The following is a 17,902-nucleotide window of genomic DNA, read 5'->3' as shown; positions in this document are numbered from 1 at the left end:
CCGGGTAGTGATGGATCAGCTCAATACACACAAGCCCGCTGCCTTCTACCAGTTCTTTCCGCCAGATTATGCCCAAGCGTATCTTGATCGCTTCGAGTTTCACTACACTCCCAAGAGAGGGAGCTGGCTGAATATGGCCGAAATCGAGATAGGCGTCCTCAAACGACAGTGCCTTGATCGCCGGATCTACCACGCAGCGACCCTCCGAGCGGAGGTCGCTGCGTGGCAAAGGCGTCGAAACACGACCAATCGTCCCATTGACTGGCAGTTTACTACTGACGACGCCCGGATCAAGCTACGGCAGCTCTACCCAATTGAGATTGAAAAGGATCTACAGATTCAGACTTGAAGCTACACTTAGAGGCTATGTTTGACGTGGAATATCCGGCCCTGTCGGTATCGGTGGAACGGGTCACTGAGTGACGGCGCGTATCCACGGCTTGAAGGCCGTGGTATTGCGCCTGTTCCACCTATAAACCGGCACGTGTCGGATACCGATTCACAATCGAGTTTGTGTGCGTCGGCCATCGGTTCTCATTCCTGTTTCTCCGTGGTGACGGTGCTTCATAACCCAACCATTGTTACCAAGCACCAATCTAATCTACCACAATATATTACTTAGTGATTTCTGACAAGACGTGTACGAGATTTTAGGAGAGTTTCCATCGAGCGATCCAGTTGTTCAGGAATAAATCAATGCGGGGCGGTTGAATTCATCACGAAAAAGGCGGAACCCGGAAATTGGGTCCACCACAGCATTGGCTTCTCAGCCCGTTTTGAGGGTGCAGAAATGGCCCGAAGCGCGTCGTCCGTCAGTCGGACTCGTTTTCGTCGAGTAACTGCCCTCGATATAGTTCGGCGATGTCCAGATCGAACTCATCGATCGGGATGACGGTATCGTCGTCGAGATCGTCGTACTGCTCGACGTACGCTGTTGCGTCCGACTCGTCCACGAACGGCAGCGGGTTCAGTCGCATCGGGTCATCAACGCGGTCTGGATCCGTCTCGAGCACGAAACTCGCTTGGAGCGCATCGATCAGGTCACGGGTCTCGAAATCGTGCACCCACGCCCCCACTATCGGTTCGTCGGGGCCGTCGAACTGCTCAGGCACGACGTAATACGTGGTCAAACAGCCGGGCGTGCAGAAGTACACCCGCGTGCTGTCCTCATGGGCGAGTTGCGCGTTCCAGTCGGGGAACTTCGCGGGGACCATGTTACAGACCGCACAGTTTGCATCCGCTGGAACGTCAGTCGGTTCGACTGTGTCGTTCGATGCGTCGGAATCGTCTTTTGCAGCGACAGAAGCCGATGCCGTAGCCGCAGTCGTTCCGAGTGCTGCGGCTGCGCCGAGGGCCATGAGTTTACGCCTGTGAATGTCGTGAGCGGATCGTGGATTCGCCGTGCATCGTGGGTCGTCATCAGCCATACCCTCCCACACACCGTCGCTGGTAGTAAAGCCGACACCTGCAATGATATCGAATCGTGATATAAACGGTCGGTAGTAGCATGGTTTTTTATCCAGAAATATACCTGAAACTGAACCGGTCAGTTCGGTCACTACAGGTGCGAACTTACCGCTGCGGGTAGTGATTAGCATCCGCTCGCTTTGCGAGCGGTTCACCGCCGGAGCGGGGTGAAACCCCGCGACGGCGGCCTTTTGGCATCAACGGGTTTTGCCGGGGGTTGAGGCTGGCGTCGCAGACGCCAGCCGATGCTCCCGGTAAAAGAGGTTGTTGTACTTACCACCGAGGGTTCCAAACTTGTCATCCACAGAGGTCACCACTAGGGCCACTGCTTTCTGATCCGCTGGCTGAATATCCTGTCTCCTAATAGCTTTGCCTCGAGTCTACACTTCGACCCCAGTCTCAGGAGGTGGTATACATGTCAACCCGCCGGTTTTCGCCGATAGAGACCTTATATCCAGTAATGGCAGAGATACTGATAGCTGGTGTCGGTGCGACCGACTTCGGCGACCATACCGGACGAACCGGCCGGGAACTATTCGCCGAAGCGCGCTCGAGCGCGCTCGAGAAAAGCGCCGTCCCACGTTCGGACGTCGATGCCCTCTACTACGGCAACTACATGGGGGAGACCGCCGAGAGACAGAGCCACCAGGCCCCATTGATGAGTTCCGGGGTCGGAACGACGGATCTTGAGGCGACACGCGTCGAGAACGCGTGTGCCTCCGGCGGCTACGCCGTCGCAGATGGTGTGCGGGCAATCACAAGTGGCGAGGCCGATGTCGTTCTCGTCGGTGGGCTCGAGCGGATGACACCCCTCGGGACCGAAGAGACGACCGCGGCACTTTCCCGGGCCGCAGACGAACTTCACGAGGGGCGTCCCGGCCTGACCTTCCCAGGAGCGTACGCGTTGCTCGCGGATGCATACATGGAGCGGTTCGGCGGGTCACGCGAAGACCTCGCCCACATCGCTGTTAAAAACCACGCGAACGCGACGACCAACCCGAAAGCCCAGTTCCAGAGCGAAATCGACGTTGCGGACGTCCTTGAGGCACCATCGGTCGCGGATCCGCTCGGCGTACTCGATGCCTGTCCGATCACCGACGGGGCCGCTGCAGCCGTCCTCGTCTCAGGAGAGTACGCGACCGAGAACGGTCTCGAGCCCGCGGTCGCGATCACGGGATCGGGCCGGGGGACTGAGACGCTGTCGCTGCAGGAACGCGGCGAGTTGACGCGGACGAGAGCGGCCGAATCAGCCGCTCAAGCCGCCTACGACCGGGCCGAGGTGACCGCTGCCGACGTTGATGTCGCCGAAGTTCACGACTGTTTTACCATCGCCGAGGTGCTCGCACTCGAGGCGCTTGGCTTCTACGAGCCCGGAGCGGCGATTACTGCAGCTCGAGACGGCGAGACGACCCGCGATGGGACGCTCCCGGTCAATCTCTCGGGGGGACTGAAAGCGAAAGGCCACCCCGTTGGTGCGACAGGTGTCGGTCAGCTCGTCGAATTGACCACACTACTCGAGGGGACTCATCCAAACGCCGATGCAGTCCCTGATGCGAAAGTCGGTGTGACCCACAATGCAGGTGGAACGGTTGCAACTGCTGCTGTCCACGTACTGGAGGTGGCCAAATGAGCGACGAAATAATCCGTGAGACAAGCTACGATGCCTGGCTTGACGCCCTCGAGGTCGACGAAGGCTACTACCTCCGTGGCGATAGTCGGGCGACCGTCCCACCAGCCGTGGCAGGGAAAACCGACGAACTCGAGCGTGAGACCCTTCCTGAAACGGGGGTGGTCGAATCGAAGACCGTCATCCGTGTCCCCCATCCTGATTTTGAGGATGCTGCACCCTACGCGATCGCGATCGTCGAATTCGGACCCGTGACGCTGACGGGACAGGTCACCGGAACCGATCCCGAAGCCGTCGAGACCGGTCTCGTGGTCGAAGCGACAGTACTCGAGGCAGAGACGAGTGGCAAGCGGTTCGTCGGGTTCCGTCCCGCAGGCGAGGTGAGTGATCGATGAACGTCATCGACGAGGGGAATGGCGAACTCGTCGGCTGGGAACACCCCGACGACGTCAGAAAGTGGAACCGGGAAAAACGCTCGCGTGCGTTCGAGGACAAACGGATGACCGCGAGCGAGGCAGTCGAGCGGTTCGTCGACGACAGCGATCTCCTCGCCAGCGGTGGCTTCGGCCACGTCCGGATCTCGACGCCAATCCTCCACGAGATCGTCAGGCAGGATATTGCGGATCTGACGCTCTCGGGGAAAACCACAGTCTTCGACGCCGATCTGCTGATCGCAGCGGGTGCGGTCTCGAAAGTCGAGGCTGCCTACTGTTTCGCCCACGAAACCCGTGGACTCGCCCCTGCAAGCCGCCGGCGAGTCGAAGAGGGCGACGTCGACGTCGTCGCCGAAGCGAGCAATGCGACCCTTCAGTGGCGGTTTCTCGCCGCGAAAATGGGTGTCCCCTTCGTCCCCGCCCGAATCCTCGCGGGAACGGAGACCTTCGAGAAGAGTGCAGCGAAGATCGTCGAGGATCCCTGGACTCGCGAGCCGATCACGCTGATCCCCGCTTGTTATCCCGACGTCGCCTGCATCCACGTCTCGAAAGCCGACAAGCACGGTAATGCAGTCATCGACGGCATCAGCGTCGAGGACCCGGAACTTGCAGGAGCCGCGAAGCGGCTGATCGTCACCACCGAAGAAATCGTCGACAGCGACGAACTCAGGGCACGGCCGAAAGACGTCGAGATTCCCTACTTCCTCGTCGATGCGGTCGTCGAAGCGCCTTACGGGAGCCACCCCGGTGAGATGCCGTACCAGTACTACTTCGATGAAGACCACCTCGAGGAGTGGATGGACCTCACAGCGACTGAAGAAGGTCTCGAAGAATACCTCGAGCGCTACATTACCGGGACCGAGGACTTCGCGGAGTACCTCGAGGCCGTCGGCGGCGAGGAGCGACTCGCCGAGCTCGAGGCGATCGAGAACTACGAGCGCCCGGACACGGGCGGCCCCGAAGGAGGTGAACGGGTATGAACGAAGAGTACACGTCGACGGAACTGCTGACGACCGTCGCGTCGAGCCTTATCGAAGACGAGAGCACGATCATCGTCGGCACTGGGATGCCGATGCTTGCGGCGATGCTCGCTCAGCGAACGCATGCGCCCGACGCGACGATGATCTATGAGGCCGGCGGCATCGGTCCCGAAGCACCCGAACTCCCGATCTCGGTCGGCGACGAGCGGACCTTCCACCGGGGCGTGAAAGCTGCTGGAATGCATGACGTGATGTCCTATATGAGCGCCGGCTTCGTCGACGTCGGTTTCCTCGGAGCCGCACAGATCGACCGTTACGGAAATTTGAACTCGACAGTAATCGGCGACTGGGAGCGTCCGACTGTCCGGTTCCCGGGAAGCGGCGGCGCAAACGATATCGGCTCGCTCGCTCATGAGACCATCGTTACAATGCATCAAGACGAGACGAGTTTCGTCGAGGAACTCGACTTCCTTACGACACCGGGCTACCTCGACGGCCCGGGTGAACGCAAAGACGCCGGTCTCCCTGCCGAAACCGGGCCGACTCACGTGATCACCCAGTATGGTGTCTACGGCTTCGACGACAACTGCGAGCTGACACTCGAGTTCCTACATCCAGGCGTCGAAGAGGCAACGATAAACGAGGAAAGCGGCTTTCGGATTCATGCTGGGACGTACGATCGGAGTCCGGAACCGACCGCAGAACAATTACGACTCCTGCGCGAAGAGATCGATCCACGGGGTATAATCCGCTGACCACTCCTCGGAGTGGCAAAAAGCCCCCGACTCTTATCGGTCACTCGATACTTCATCCTGTAACTCCATCTGCGCTTCGACGTCGTTCATGACGCGAACAACGCGGCGGAGAACCTTTCGTTGGCTCCGCCGAAGGTTCTTCGAGGCACCCATTTTCGAGATGTCGAACTCCTCAGCAACGTCGTCAAGGGTCGCTCCTCGCGGCGTCGAAAAATACCCCTTCTCGACTGCGGCTTCGAGGGTCTCGCGCTCCCTATCGGTGAGGTTCTGGAGCGCCCGAAGCATCGTACCGAGGGATTCGACGTTCTGAAGAATGTCGAAGAAGTCGTCGATATGGATCGAGTCGTCACCCCTGACCGTGAACTCGTTCGAGGCGTCAAGCTCTGAAAGGGCGTCGTCCGCCGACCGCTCTCTATCGAAGCCGACGTTCCAGATCTCACTTCCGTTTCGAATCACGAACGGGCCTGTCACATAGCCATCGTTCTCACGGATCGTCTGCATGGCGTCAGTTTCGCCGATTCGCGACCGAATGAGCGCCGTGTTCTGTTTGCGAGAGAGGAGCTCGTACCCCTGAAGCATCTCGTAGCCGTTGAGCGTCTCGAGTGCACCGTGTAACTCTCCCGGGGTCTCCCCAATCGCGAGCAGCCGTGTCTCGAGAGTCCGATCTGCCTGGTTGAAGTCCCAGTGTTGGGTGTGAAAGGCGACATCGTGTTCTCGAGTGGTCCTGATGTACGGGCAGTCATACTGAACCATGTCAAGCTTTAACGCATTCATTTTCCAGAACTCTTGTGATCCACCCGTATAGCGTTTTCTAAACCCTCATCGCAAGAGACACTCGTTTACAAACCCCTTCGAAGAATTGTAGATGAGGAGTGTATGATATTTAATAATACTAAATTTAATCACACAGTTGTTTATCAAAATTAAAACAAAAACTAGAATATTGATCGTTCCTTCCCCCGAAACGGCACGGAAGATCGATAATCGATAGTTCATTCGCTTCCAACCGCTTCGAGCACATCATCACCGGTCTCTGTCGTCGCATAGTACGTCCGGTCCGTCGCTGATCGGGCCTCGCCATCGATCGGCTCACCATCGCACTGCGTGACGAGTCCCACGCGTCGAAGTGTCAGGTAGAGGTGTCTGACGTACTCGAACTCCATCTCCCACTCTGCAGCAGTCGTACGAGGAGCGTCCGGCCCGGTACGGGAAAGTCGCTGGACGATCGCTTTTCCATCCGGGAGGTGTCGTAAGACGTTTACCTTCCCCTCGCGCTCAGAGAGAAATCGGAGAAGATGATCCCCATCCCGTGACAGCCGATAGTAGGTGTGATGCTGGCGGACCTCGTCAGCCATCTTCGCCTTGACCCGACGTTGCTTGACAGTTCCAGATTCAACGCGTTCGAGCAATCCCGACTGTTCCAGCTCCTTACACAGAGTTCTCACTTGGGTCCGCTCGGCATCAAGGTGTCCAGCAATCGATTTTGGGTAATTCCCTTTGACAGCATCGAGGTGGTAGCAAATAAGATACGCGACCGGATCTGCCGGGAGTGGATCCAGTTGATCGGCGATTTGCTGTCGCCGCTCTTGCTCAGCTTCACGTTCGGCGACTTGGTCATACCGCGCTTGAGCGTTTCGCGCCGGATTCTCGTGGAGATCAAGCGCGACATCGATCTCCTCGCCATTCGGCGTTTCGAGTGTCATCTCGAGTTCTCCCGTTTCCCAGTGTTCACCATCCTCGTTACGTGCTCGTTCCAACGCCTGCTCGACCTCCTGGTAGCGAGTCATAATCGTGTCTGCTTCCAGTTTAAGTCGCTCACTCTCCGACCGGGAGACCATCGTTACTCATTTACTTACTACAGCTCCGGTTGTTTGAACCCACCTGTTTGGCGAATCGAGTGACACGCTTTTGCTGGTCAGTTAATACTAGACCGAAGAGTCTAAACAGGTATCTGTGACGACCGTCCTCGATCAACGTGACACCGTCCCGCGGGAGAGCCCCGTCTCGCTGTCGATTTCCCGGTACGAGGCACACCGTCTGATCGGAGGTCAAGCGCGACGACCATCTCGGAACGTCGGTGAACCAACCGAACTCGCCGATATGATCGAAGCCGACTTCGGTGGTGTCACACTGGAGTTCAAAAGCTACGGTGAAGTGTAAGTAAGAATTAGTGAACCACTGAGAATGGAAGGGCGCATCTTCGCGTCGTTCCATAGTACGGAACGTTCGGAGCCCGAAGAACTAATTGAGCCAACGCTATCCGTTTGTGCGAAACTAGGACTCGCCAGTGAAGTGCCTCGGGGTCAAGCCCCGAGGCTTCCTGTTTCCACGACACGCTTTGCAGATTCCACGAGGGAATCCACAGGGAATGCAGTCTCCGCAGGCGTGTATTCGGAGGCTCCCACTCCTACTCGGTGGTCACGGTGACGCGTCTGACCCGGCTTGTTTTCGCCGACTAAGCCAGACGCGGATTGTGCCGTCACACCACTTTGTTCGTGGTGTTTCGATTTAATTGGTTGGTTCACTTTGTGTCGGCTTCATCCACGGGGTCAAGCCCCGTGGCAGTCGCCTCGTACCGCTTGTAAATCATCGACACCACTAGATCCTGATGAAATCACGTTCAGTGACAGAAACAGAGTGGTGGTATACGATGGCAATAGACAAGTGCGGCTAAATTTCAGGATCGGAGATTGGAGTGGGGCGATAGATTCGATGTTGAATATCAAAACGCCCGCGAACGGATTCGTTTCAACAGACGCCGATCCCGATAACGAGTATACAGGGTTCGCGCGCGATTTCGTCAATCTCATCCGTGACCTTACTGTCGAGTTAGATCCTGTCTACGTTTCGACGCATAACACCCACGTCGAGCCGAACACCCCCTCACCAGAAACAGTCATTCCGTTCGAAACGCCGATCGAACTCGAGCGAATACCGTGGCTGGGGGTCTACTCGGAGCCGTTAATCGACTGGTTTGGTGGGAGAGACCACGTCCTCGAGACACCGGCGTGGAAAGTCACGGAACTCGAGAACGGGAGTATTCTCATTATCACGACGCGAACGCCGTGGAAGGGGTACCACAGCAAATTGCCTGCCGACGATCATCTTGTTGATCACGTCGAATCACGCGAAGCCGCCAACGTACTCGAGAGAGGATCGTAGAAAACTGTCACAGAACGAGTCAGACAGGATGTCGCCCCCAGCATTAGAACAGTTCGTCAAGCGGGCGATCTGCGTCGTCCTCGGTGATGGCGTCCGAGTCAGGTTCAACCGGGGGAGCGTCGAAGAGTCGGCCGCCACCGCGCTCCCGGGCAGCCAACACATCGTCAAGTTCGGCTTGCAGTTCATCGTCGAGAGTGGGCGCAGTGAAAGCGTTGGCAACGTCATCAGGCAGGGTGGGACGAGGTGCGTTTCGGTGCCGCTCGATTTTCTCAGTTAGGTAGAGGTTGTCCTGAAGGGCGCGCAGCACAGGCACGTACCGGAGGTAGTCGTATTCATCGAGTAGAGTGATGCCATAGCTAGTGAACCTCCAGAACTCGCGTGGGTCATTCTGCTCACCGTCATCACCGTCATAGACCTGTTTTGTCACGAGTTCTTTCTCCGCGAGTCGATCGAGATGCTCGAGGATGGTTGATCGATTCTTGGGTACCAGGTATTCCAGTTCGTCCAGTGTGACGAGATGGTCTGGATGCCCAAGAATGGCCTGGATAATGTAGTAGCGAGTTTCCTGCGTAATAAATCGGTGTGCGCGTCGCTGTTTCTCGAACGGCAAAACATCTTCCCCGCCGAAAGGATCGGTTGGCCTTTCGGGCGGGCCGCGGTGGGCGTCCGCGCTATTGCTCATATGTGTTATTTTCCAGCCGAAGTTACGTAACTGTTCGGGTTAGCCAGGTTGGGATTGAAACAGCTTAGCCAACTTGCGTATGAACATTTAAGCCGAACACCTCTGTAAAGAGGAACATGAGCGGTCCACGGGTTCCCCAGAACGCAAATGCCATCTACCAAGCTGTCAACCGAATATTCGAGGGGATAGAAGCGCCACAGAGAGACTGGCAGGAAGTCATTCGATATATGAATGAAGAACTGCCACGATTCGAGCAGGCTGATACCAGTTACCTCGTTCTCGGTAGCTACCGGGGCCAGTACGGCCACCGGCTGCGCGAGTTCGCCAACTGCTTGAACATGCCAACCAACTCCGAGTCGATCGTGCTTGGAGACACGCTTGATCTTGACACGGCGGTTATCCCTGAATTCGATATCAAAATCAATCTCCTCGGCGAGTTCGCTGACTCTATTGCGGGCGTCTACGAAAAAGAAGGCGGCGGAGAGAGTCCTGAATTAGGCGTGTGCAGATCCTTGTTCGCGAGAAAGACGTTTGTGTTCCCTCGAGATTACACAGGCCTCACCCGTGATAACCTCGAGACGCGAGAGGACGCTATCCAAGCTGCACTCTCCATTTACTACACGGACTTTGACAACATCGATGAGAAGGACCGAGAGCAAGAAAAGAAGAAGCGAGAGTTAGCGTCGCTCATTACAGCCGCACAGCGTGAGGGGATCGACATCACCGAGCGCGAGTTAACTGACAGTATCAAAGAGAGAACTGCCAGTGTCGACGAGGAACCGGCAGTGTACAGCTGGGTGCACTTGAGTTTCTTTAAGCGGTGGGAAGCGATGGGGCAGTGCTACCCGTGGACGACGCTTGAAGAACTGCGTGATCTTGCCGACGAGATGCCAGGACCAGTGCGACCACGCTGGGAAACTGACTTTGACGTTGATACCTTCCTTGACGAGTGACATCCTCCGCGCCGTAAACGGCGCGACTTCCCGGCATGGAATCGCGAATGACTGTAACCCGAACACCGACGAACCAGAGTCGTCCAGAGAATCATTTAACCTCCTTATTATCCCAACCTTGGGATTCCTCCGCCTGAAGGCGGAGGAGGATGTCAAAAGTATAGCGTGTTCTCTCTAAGAGTACGTGAAGGAGAGGGAACGGCCGTTTCGAGTGGTGCTGGTAGCGAAATATCCCGGTCCCGCCGGGACCGACACCACGGGAACCGCCCTCCCCGGTCACCCATCGTTTCAGATCCAATATAAAGCTGTCAGTATTGTAACTCATTTTATTTGAATGTAATTCAAACGCATGTGAAATAGATGATGAAAACGGATTCTATCTTTCCGCTCTGTCACCCTGCTGGTTAGAGCCGACGGCTACGCTCTGCTGGAGGTCTACCTCATATTCCTCGAACACGGACTCGAATCCCTCGTCGACGACCTTCTGGACGAGCTCGGCGAACGAGTCACGATTTCCTAGCACCTCAACAAGCGACCGAAACGTGCTCTCGAAGTGATGCCCATGCGAGGGTCGATCCCGACTCGAGGTTTCGTGAGCGGCTTCGTGTAACACTACAAGAGACAGGTCGTGCATCCAAACGGCACGTTGGCGGCTCGTCACGGCGGAGTCGGTGATCACGATGTACGTCCTGCTGTCGATCCAGGCATTGACACTCGCCTCGCCGTCGTACACATCTCGCTCGATCCCAAGTTCTCGTGCGAGCACTCGAGCGAAGCGAAGATACCGTCGTCTGCTCGTTGCTTGGTTCCTGCGCCAAGCACCGAGAGGTTGCGTCGCCCCTCGGTCGATTCGAGATCGACACCAGCGCCATCATCGAGAATGAGCGACCGCTCGGGTGAGACGCTGACCAGCACACGAGATGACCCGGGACTGCCGATGCCGTTTTGGACAGCTTCGCGAATCGCGTCTGTGAGATCCACGATTTGGTCTTCGATAAGGTACGTTGCGACCCGCTCGTCAGCGGTCATTGTCACGGTCTCGTCAGTCGATGGTTGACTGGCCGGCCTAGAGTAAGTCGCTTCGTTCGTCACGAACTCCGAGAGCGTCGGATGATCTGTCATGGTGGCATCCATCTGGAACCACACAAACTGCACTGGAAGGTCACGTGGGGAATCGAGTAGACTCAATTTTAACCCGTTGACACGGTCGATCGGGTGAATAACAAGCAATTATGTGTTGTACTCGAGAGAGTGGGTTGTCGAATCCAAAAATATAGTTTGTAAGAAGGTGCTTTAGTAGTCTGCTACCCAAAGAAAAGCTGTAGATGACGAAGCACACACCTCAAATGGACGAATCGACGGCTGACGTACCTGGCATTGGCGATACGTTTCCCGAACTGACCGTCGAGACAAGCATGGGTGAGCGCTCGCTGCCCGACGACTACGAGGGCAAGTGGCTCGTCCTGTTCAGTCACCCCGGTGACTTTACGCCGGTCTGTACCTCGGAGTTCGTCGCCTTCGAGCAGCGCCGCGAGGAGTTCGAGGAACTGAACGCCGAACTGCTCGGGCTGTCGGTCGACCGTGTCCACTCGCACATCAAGTGGACCGAGTGGATCGCCGAGAACCTCGACGTCGACATCCAGTTCCCGATTATCGCTGACGATCAGGGAGCGGTTGCCCAGCAACTCGGCATGCTCCACCCCGGTGCAGGAACGGCAACTGTACGAACCGTCTTCGTCATCGATCCAGAGGGAGCAGTTCGACTGCGTCTAACCTATCCAATGGAGATCGGCCGCAACATCGACGAAGTCCTCCGCTCGCTGCGTGCGCTCCAGAAGAGCGACGACGACGGTGTCGCCGCTCCCGCTGACTGGCCAAACAACGAGAAATTCGGTGACCAGGTCCTCCTGTCACCGCCAGGAACTGAGGCGGACGCCCAGGACCGAAAAGCCGAGGCTGCTGACGACGACGAACTCAATTACTACGACTGGTGGTTCGTCACCCGCGACCAGTAACGGCCAGTGAACTACCCCGCCCTACTCGCCGCCTTCGGCGGCTCCTTGAGGGCGGGGGCTTGGCACCCTCACCGCCACCGCTAACTAATCGCGTTTCAACGGGACCAACAGTTTGGTCAGCCGCGGAGTGCTTCAACGGGCCGATCATTGGCTGCCTTCCACGCAGGGTAGAGCCCACTCACCACGCTCGCCCCGATCGCAAACAGAAATCCGTACACCAGATACCTAGCGCTCTCCCACTCAAAGACAACCATCGCGTCACCAGCAAGCACGCGGAATAGTGCGAGTCCAATAACGAGCGAAATAAGCACTCCTGCGAGACCACCGATTGCGCCGAGAAACGCTGCCTCGGTGAGAATCATCCGAAGCACCTCGCCGCGACGGATGCCAACCGCCCGGAGGACGCCAATCTCACCGCGACGCTCGATTGTACTCATCAGCATAACGTTGAGGATAGCCACGCTCGCAACGACCAGCGAGATCGATCCGATCCCGAGTAACGCGAGGCGCAGCGTATTCATGAATGAATTGATATTCTCTTGAACGTCACTGTAATCGGTGATACTCAGTTCTTCGTCGACTTCTCCGTTGTGAGTCTCCTCATTAAAGTGGTCCCGGAGGATCGCCGCAATCTCGGTGGCTGCATCACCATCTTCGGTTACAATGGTCACCGAATCATAGTTGTCCCGATCAGAAAGTGCTGACTCCGGCACAACGAGTTGCCCTCGTCCACCTCCTCCGAATCCTTGATCGGATTCAATGAGTCCACGAACACGGTACATTTGCCCGTTATACTCGATGGGATCGCCAATCTCAATTCCGAGTTGATTGGCGGTGCTATCGGTAAGTAATACACCGGACTGGAGTCGTTCGGGAGACTCACCGGCTGACACGTCATACAACACGTTCGCCTGTGTCAAGCCGATTACACTGACGTTTTCTTCTTGTCCATTCCGCGAGCTAATAGTAGTCGCGTCGGAATACTGTGGGACGACGTCGACATTGCTGGCGACGTTCCGGACTTCGTCTACCTGATCAGCGGTCACGCCAGCAGTTGAACTGTCCTCACCGGACGTGATTGTCACCTCGTTCGTGAGACTACCGAGGTCGGACGTCGCCTGCTGTTGGATCGCTACACCTGTAATACCGAGCGATGCGATGGAGATCACACCGATCACGATCCCGAGCGACGCCAACGCTGTTCGGATTCGGTTCCGTCCGAGGTTCCGCCAAGCCATCTGAGCGCTAGGGAACCGCCACAGTAGTTCCGTGATTCCCATTACTGAATCTCCCCGTCGATAAGCCGAACAACGCGATCCGCGTACCCGATCATCTGCTCGTCGTGGGTTACCGAAACGATGGCGATATTTTCGTCCTCCTTGAGTCGAGTGAGTTCCTCGAGGATTGTCCGGCCGGTGTCTTGATCCAAGTTCCCCGTCGGTTCGTCCGCGAGCAGAATATCCGGCTCGTTGATCAACGCACGTGCGATGGCGACGCGCTGGCGTTGGCCTCCCGACAGTTGGTCTGGCCTATGATCGAGACGATCGCCAAGTCCAACGCGGTGAAGGAGGTCCACCGCGCGGTCGTGACGGTCAACCGATGTATCCCACATCGTTGGAAGTTCAACGTTCTCCGTCGCCGTGAGCATCGGTAGGAGGTGGAAGTCCTGAAACACGAAGCCGATCTCCGATCGGCGTTCTTCCGTGAGTTCATCCTCCGTGAAGTCGGTCACGTCGCGGCCGTCAAGCCGAATCTGACCCTCCGTTGGCGTGTCGAGTAACCCAATCATGTTGAGCAACGTACTCTTCCCCGACCCCGAGGGACCGATTATCGTGACCATCTCTCCACGCTCGGCACGGAAATCAACATCTTTCAGTGCTTCGACCGTCTCGTGGCCGGTCTGATACCGTTTCACCACGTCGGTAAGCGCGATGACGCTCATGGGTTACGCCACCGGTAGATGCCGAATCCGACGATGCTGAAAACAAGTACTGCGAGGACTGCGCTGATCGATGTCACCGGGAGATCCGACCCGCCAGATGGCTCCTGTCCGGTCGTGGTGTCGGTCGTCTGACTGCTTCGGACCGCAGACGAACTTCCCGGAGAGACATCGACCAGTTGTGTTGTCGTCACTCGATTGTTATCGACGATGTACATGATTTCGACGGGAACTGACGACGTCGATCCTTCAACCTCCGCTGTCAGCTCGAAGGTGGAGAACTCGCCAGCCTCAACCGTTCCAATGTAGTAGTCTCCCAACGGAGACGTTGGACTCACGCTGTCGGTGTCCTCAACGCTAACGAGGACTGATTCAGCGTCGGTGTTCCCAATATTCGCCGAATCGCCTTGGATCGTCACTCCGGAGCCACTCTGTGTCGTTTCGATGCTCGTGAGTCGTATCTCTCCCGACAACGGATAGTCCACGACGTGAGTGGTGGTCGCCGTATAGGTCTCTTCCTGAGCTGTGTAGGTGGCAGTGACCGACACTTCCTCCCCGTTTAGTCCCTCCGTATCGAAGGCCACAGAGCGGCTGGTATCGGGCTCCGTCTCAAACAGGTACTTCTGAGCGAGCGTCTCCCCATCAGCGGTTGCAGTCAGTTCGATGTCGCTCACGTTCACGTTCCCGTAGTTGGTGAACTCGACTGCAGTCGATTTGTTGTCATCGGTGGTCACCGACAGATCAGCGTTGACGTTTAATTCAGACACCTCTATCGAGACGGGATATTCGTAAGCTTCGGTGCCCCCGTTCTCTCCTTGGACAAGCACGTAGACGGTCAGCGACTTCATACCGGGATTGTCGAAGCTGACCGTCATCGGAACGCTTACCGATCCCCCCGGAGCGAGTGAACCGATGTCTTCAACGCGTCTGTATGTCTCCGCACTGTTTGACTTCCGCACTTGCACTCTCTTAATGTCGATAGTCTCGTTACTGGTTTCGAGGTTCGACACTTCGGCAGTGACCGTGACGGTTTCGCCGGTTACCGGTTCATCTTTTGAAGCCGAGACATCTGAGATATGTACTTTTGGTTGGCTCGCCGACACGCTTATGCCCATTGCTCCCACGCTACTGACAGCGACGAGAGCGGCGACTGCCAAGATCACCCACCGCTGCCGGCTCATTCACTACCTCCCCTCGTTGTATCACCGACTGTGGCCGCGCTCTGCAGATGGGGGCCAAAAGAACAGTTAACAGACAATATCAAAGGTGATCGACTTCTCATATACTGTAACTAGCAGCAAGTAATTAAAACACTTGGCCGAACTACGTGGGCTCACTCACCCTTTTCGAGGGGGCGACGACGATCGATGGCTGGCTCTTGTTATCGAGATGCCTTTCGACTGTACCGGTCTCGAGTCGATTTATTCCATATCGGGTGGTTCGCTCGGACGGCCCAAAGCGTTGGATATCGAACCTCGGAACTGCATCGGCCTGTGCCTGCAAGTGTTATCACCATTACCTATCTCGCCGTTCATGATATTTACATGACTGAAGATTGCATGAGTCGACGACGAATTCTACAGATCGGCGGCGGCCTCGTGGTGGTCAGTGGCGTCGGAGGTACTACGGCCGCCTCGAGTGACCACGAAACGAACGACCAGCCAACCGATACTGGCTTCCAGACTCGAGTTGCACACCTTTCACCCGACGCACCCACCATCGACGTCTACGTCGACGGAGAGCGGGTCCGCGAGGGCATCTCGTACGGGACGGTCACCGACTACCGCGACCTTGCGCCTGGCACGTACAGGATCCAGGTCGTTCCCGCCGGTGAAGACCCGGCCGAAGCAGTGCTCGAGGAGACTGTCGAGGCCGGCGACGTGGACCCCACCCTCGACGGTCTCCTCGCAGTGATCGGCGAAGTGGCCGCCGAAAACCAGCCCCTCGAGGCGCTGTTTCTCGATGACGACAACAGCCCGGTCGATTCGGGTACCGCGCGCGTTCGCGTCCTCCACGCCTCACCCGACGCGCCTGCGGTGGATGTCGTTGCCGGTGAAAACGGGGATGTGCTGTTCGAGAACGTCGCTTTCGGTGAATCCGGCTACACCGAGGTCCCGGAGGGCGAGTATCCACTCGTCATCTATCCTGCGGGTGACCGAGAGACCAGCGTCTTCGAAATCGACGTTTCCCTCGCCGGAGGAACCGTCTACTCCGCGTTTGCGATTGGCTACCTCGAGCCGGAGGGAGCACCCGCCGATGAGCCGTTCGAGATACTCCTCACGGAGGATTCCCTTCCGGATGAAGAGGTCGTCGAGCCGGACAAAGAGGAGCCAAACGAAGACGAACCCGAGAAAGAGTCTGAAAAGGAGGAGAAGTCCGAGGACAAGAAAGCTACGTGATACTGCCGGCTGCCCGTCGTGGGAAATTCTCGCTGCCATGTGGTAGTGAGTGTTTTCACGCAGGTACAGCCGAACGTATGAGCAAACGCGATACGTTTGCGATGTTCGAAGAACTCACAACTACACGGATGAGTTGATAGGAGAGCAGACTCGTCGGGACATCACCCGAGTTGCTCGTCGAGGATGAGCCGCGTCTTCGTGCTCACGACCCCTTCTTGCTCGCGCGCCTGCGTGATGAGTTCGTTGACGCCACGGGTGTCGGCGGCGTCGATGACGAGGACGATGTCCTGTTCGCACGAGAGCTACCAGATAAAGTCAACTTCCTCCCACTCGGCCATTCGTTTTGTAACCTCGCGGGTGCCGACATCGACCGCGACGCCGACCGAACCAGCTCTTTGAATCCGGATCGATACCATGCTTCTCCGCCCATGATTCTGTTTTATTGAATAGGGCCTCAGCCCAGTCACACAATTCCATTGACATCTTCCCAGAAAAGAGAGATCGTGTAGACCACAACTGACCGGTCATGATCACACGTTGTGAGTGGGTCCATAACTACAACTGCAGAACGAGCGTTAGAGGGACAAACACTATCTCTGAAAGGGAAGACCTTCTCTGAGGCCTGCAGCTAGCGGTAGCGGCGGCGTCGTCGAACCAAGACACCGACCAGATGCGTTCGTTTTGCTCGTCAGAGAGATTCTCCCTCTCGGGATGGATTCAGCCGTTTTCTCACACCTCCGCCATGTTGGGTCGGGTCACAAGTATGACGCCACCAGTGACCTGTCCATCCGAGTCGAGCAACTCGAGGTGGTGATAGCGGGCCTCGAGCAGTCCCTCAGCAGTCTCGATGTCCGAACTCCCGAGTGTGATCAGCGCGTCCCCCACGCGCTTGAGTGTCTATGCGTGAGGATGCTTTCCGAGGATTGCAGTGAGCGCATCTTGGACATCGTTTCGCGCCCAGAAGAGACCGCTCTCGTTCGTGCGCTTCGTTGCGAACTCCTCCTAGCGCACCATGACAAAGCGTGCACAGACCCAATCACGTCAGAATTTTAATAATTATAGCGTTAGTTCAAAGTACGTCGTTGGTCAAAATATTGCTGCAGGTCCATATGCAGTGAGTCAAGAACAACTAAGACCGGTGGTAGTGTGAACTGCTCTGTTGAATAGATGCTGAATCACGGTTACAGCGGCTCACACAGCGATTCTATATTGATGAGGGCGAACATCAAGACAATTTCACGGAACTGGCGATACCAGCCCAGCGCTCGCACGGCGTCGCCGAGCGAGCGCTTCGTTGTTGAGTACGAGGTTTCGGCCATCCAGCGCTGAGAGTATCCTTTTGCCCGGATGAGCGCGTTGTTCATGACTGCATTCGGTGATGAGCCGCGGTAGTGAACAAGGTACTCAACGTCAAGTGCGGAGATTTCGTACTCAGTGTGCCAGTCTTGGAACGCGTTGTCGGCAACCACGGACTGCAGGTCGTCCGCGT

The 17,902-nt window shown here is 56.8% G+C and carries 20 protein-coding genes and 3 pseudogenes; 10 read left to right on the top strand and 13 right to left on the bottom strand.

What is annotated here, in order from left to right; all coding sequences use genetic code 11:
• A partial coding sequence (locus BSG09_RS18235; RefSeq protein ID WP_217650161.1) for a transposase occupies positions 1-349 on the top strand: 349 nt, incomplete at its 5' end.
• 463 nt (positions 350-812) lie between these two features.
• Here BSG09_RS18235 and BSG09_RS18230 read toward each other — a convergent pair.
• Positions 813-1,427, bottom strand: coding sequence for a nitrous oxide reductase accessory protein NosL (locus BSG09_RS18230; RefSeq protein ID WP_175542256.1), 615 nt, complete (start codon positions 1,425-1,427; stop codon positions 813-815).
• A 500-nt stretch (positions 1,428-1,927) separates the two neighbouring features.
• Between BSG09_RS18230 and BSG09_RS18225 the strand changes: the two genes are divergently transcribed.
• Genes BSG09_RS18225 through BSG09_RS18210 form a run of 4 tightly spaced genes read left to right on the top strand, consistent with a single transcriptional unit; the run spans position 1,928 to position 5,263 of the window.
• The gene (locus BSG09_RS18225; protein ID WP_092935691.1) at positions 1,928-3,097 is read left to right on the top strand and encodes a thiolase domain-containing protein; all 1,170 of its coding nucleotides are present in this window, start codon (positions 1,928-1,930) and stop codon (positions 3,095-3,097) included.
• Positions 3,094-3,489: a Zn-ribbon domain-containing OB-fold protein gene (locus tag BSG09_RS18220; RefSeq protein WP_092935689.1), complete on the top strand. Its 396-nt coding sequence runs from the start codon at positions 3,094-3,096 to the stop codon at positions 3,487-3,489. The genes BSG09_RS18225 and BSG09_RS18220 overlap by 4 nt, the downstream gene beginning before the upstream one ends.
• Positions 3,486-4,508: a CoA transferase subunit A gene (locus BSG09_RS18215; protein ID WP_092935687.1), complete on the top strand. Its 1,023-nt coding sequence runs from the start codon at positions 3,486-3,488 to the stop codon at positions 4,506-4,508. The genes BSG09_RS18220 and BSG09_RS18215 overlap by 4 nt, the downstream gene beginning before the upstream one ends.
• Complete coding sequence (locus tag BSG09_RS18210; RefSeq protein ID WP_092935685.1) at positions 4,505-5,263, top strand: CoA-transferase subunit beta; 759 nt, start codon at positions 4,505-4,507, stop codon at positions 5,261-5,263. Before BSG09_RS18215 ends, BSG09_RS18210 begins: the two co-directional genes overlap by 4 nt.
• Positions 5,264-5,296: 33 nt before the next feature.
• Here the strand turns inward: BSG09_RS18210 and BSG09_RS18205 are convergent, their stop codons facing one another.
• Entirely contained in the window at positions 5,297-6,016 is a 720-nt protein-coding gene (locus BSG09_RS18205) for a helix-turn-helix domain-containing protein (RefSeq protein ID WP_092935683.1), read from the bottom strand.
• A gap of 239 nt (positions 6,017-6,255) precedes the next feature.
• A complete protein-coding gene (locus BSG09_RS18200; protein ID WP_223174790.1) occupies positions 6,256-7,050 on the bottom strand; it encodes a DUF2250 domain-containing protein in 795 nt (264 codons plus the stop codon).
• A gap of 166 nt (positions 7,051-7,216) precedes the next feature.
• Here BSG09_RS18200 and BSG09_RS18195 point away from each other — a divergent pair, with 166 nt between their 5' ends.
• On the top strand, positions 7,217-7,423 hold the full coding sequence (locus BSG09_RS18195; protein WP_092935679.1) for a hypothetical protein: 207 nt from the start codon (positions 7,217-7,219) through the stop codon (positions 7,421-7,423).
• Positions 7,424-7,566: 143 nt separating this feature from the next.
• Here the strand turns inward: BSG09_RS18195 and BSG09_RS21690 are convergent.
• Positions 7,567-7,677 (bottom strand): annotated as a pseudogene (locus BSG09_RS21690) (RNA-guided endonuclease TnpB family protein); the annotation flags it as partial.
• Positions 7,678-7,975: 298 nt separating this feature from the next.
• Here BSG09_RS21690 and BSG09_RS18190 point away from each other — a divergent pair.
• Positions 7,976-8,425 (top strand): hypothetical protein, encoded by a 450-nt coding sequence (locus tag BSG09_RS18190; RefSeq protein ID WP_223174791.1) that lies wholly within the window; start codon positions 7,976-7,978, stop codon positions 8,423-8,425.
• Positions 8,426-8,468: 43 nt separating this feature from the next.
• Here the strand turns inward: BSG09_RS18190 and BSG09_RS18185 are convergent, their stop codons facing one another.
• Complete coding sequence (locus BSG09_RS18185; protein ID WP_175542255.1) at positions 8,469-9,107, bottom strand: hypothetical protein; 639 nt, start codon at positions 9,105-9,107, stop codon at positions 8,469-8,471.
• A 116-nt stretch (positions 9,108-9,223) separates the two neighbouring features.
• On the opposite strand from BSG09_RS18185, the gene BSG09_RS18180 reads away from it, so the two are divergent.
• The gene (locus BSG09_RS18180; protein WP_092935675.1) at positions 9,224-10,060 is read left to right on the top strand and encodes a hypothetical protein; all 837 of its coding nucleotides are present in this window, start codon (positions 9,224-9,226) and stop codon (positions 10,058-10,060) included.
• A 376-nt stretch (positions 10,061-10,436) separates the two neighbouring features.
• Here BSG09_RS18180 and BSG09_RS21435 read toward each other — a convergent pair whose 3' ends face one another.
• Complete coding sequence (locus tag BSG09_RS21435; RefSeq protein ID WP_223174792.1) at positions 10,437-10,739, bottom strand: hypothetical protein; 303 nt, start codon at positions 10,737-10,739, stop codon at positions 10,437-10,439.
• Positions 10,736-11,182 (bottom strand): hypothetical protein, encoded by a 447-nt coding sequence (locus BSG09_RS21430; RefSeq protein WP_223174793.1) that lies wholly within the window; start codon positions 11,180-11,182, stop codon positions 10,736-10,738. Before BSG09_RS21430 ends, BSG09_RS21435 begins: the two co-directional genes overlap by 4 nt.
• 203 nt (positions 11,183-11,385) lie before the next feature.
• Here BSG09_RS21430 and BSG09_RS18165 point away from each other — a divergent pair, with 203 nt between their 5' ends.
• Positions 11,386-12,075, top strand: coding sequence for a peroxiredoxin (locus BSG09_RS18165; RefSeq protein WP_175542254.1), 690 nt, complete (start codon positions 11,386-11,388; stop codon positions 12,073-12,075).
• Positions 12,076-12,191: 116 nt separating this feature from the next.
• Here the strand turns inward: BSG09_RS18165 and BSG09_RS18160 are convergent, their stop codons facing one another.
• From BSG09_RS18160 to BSG09_RS18150, 3 genes are read right to left on the bottom strand one after another with little or no spacing between them, the layout of a single operon-like run.
• On the bottom strand, positions 12,192-13,355 hold the full coding sequence (locus BSG09_RS18160) for an ABC transporter permease (protein ID WP_092935669.1): 1,164 nt from the start codon (positions 13,353-13,355) through the stop codon (positions 12,192-12,194).
• Positions 13,355-14,017: an ABC transporter ATP-binding protein gene (locus BSG09_RS18155; protein WP_092935667.1), complete on the bottom strand. Its 663-nt coding sequence runs from the start codon at positions 14,015-14,017 to the stop codon at positions 13,355-13,357. The genes BSG09_RS18160 and BSG09_RS18155 overlap by 1 nt, the downstream gene beginning before the upstream one ends.
• Entirely contained in the window at positions 14,014-14,862 is an 849-nt protein-coding gene (locus tag BSG09_RS18150; protein ID WP_254799205.1) for a COG1361 family protein, read from the bottom strand. Before BSG09_RS18150 ends, BSG09_RS18155 begins: the two co-directional genes overlap by 4 nt.
• 711 nt (positions 14,863-15,573) lie before the next feature.
• Between BSG09_RS18150 and BSG09_RS18145 the strand changes: the two genes are divergently transcribed.
• Entirely contained in the window at positions 15,574-16,413 is an 840-nt protein-coding gene (locus tag BSG09_RS18145; protein WP_223174794.1) for a DUF4397 domain-containing protein, read from the top strand.
• 161 nt (positions 16,414-16,574) lie between these two features.
• Here BSG09_RS18145 and BSG09_RS18140 read toward each other — a convergent pair.
• The 3 genes and pseudogenes from BSG09_RS18140 to BSG09_RS18130 form a co-directional block, all read right to left on the bottom strand.
• Positions 16,575-16,796 (bottom strand): annotated as a pseudogene (locus BSG09_RS18140) (Lrp/AsnC ligand binding domain-containing protein); the annotation flags it as partial.
• Positions 16,797-17,142: 346 nt separating this feature from the next.
• The gene (locus tag BSG09_RS21005) at positions 17,143-17,298 is read right to left on the bottom strand and encodes a hypothetical protein (RefSeq protein WP_175542253.1); all 156 of its coding nucleotides are present in this window, start codon (positions 17,296-17,298) and stop codon (positions 17,143-17,145) included.
• Positions 17,299-17,594: 296 nt separating this feature from the next.
• Positions 17,595-17,902, bottom strand: a pseudogene (locus BSG09_RS18130) (IS5/IS1182 family transposase); the annotation flags it as partial.

Origin of the sequence: Natrinema hispanicum, from assembly GCF_900111485.1 — an archaeon.
In the GTDB taxonomy this organism is placed as follows: Archaea; Halobacteriota; Halobacteria; order Halobacteriales; family Natrialbaceae; genus Natrinema; species Natrinema hispanicum_A.
The sequence above is the reverse complement of the archived record's forward strand: the minus strand, read 5'-3'. Positions and strand labels throughout refer to the sequence as shown.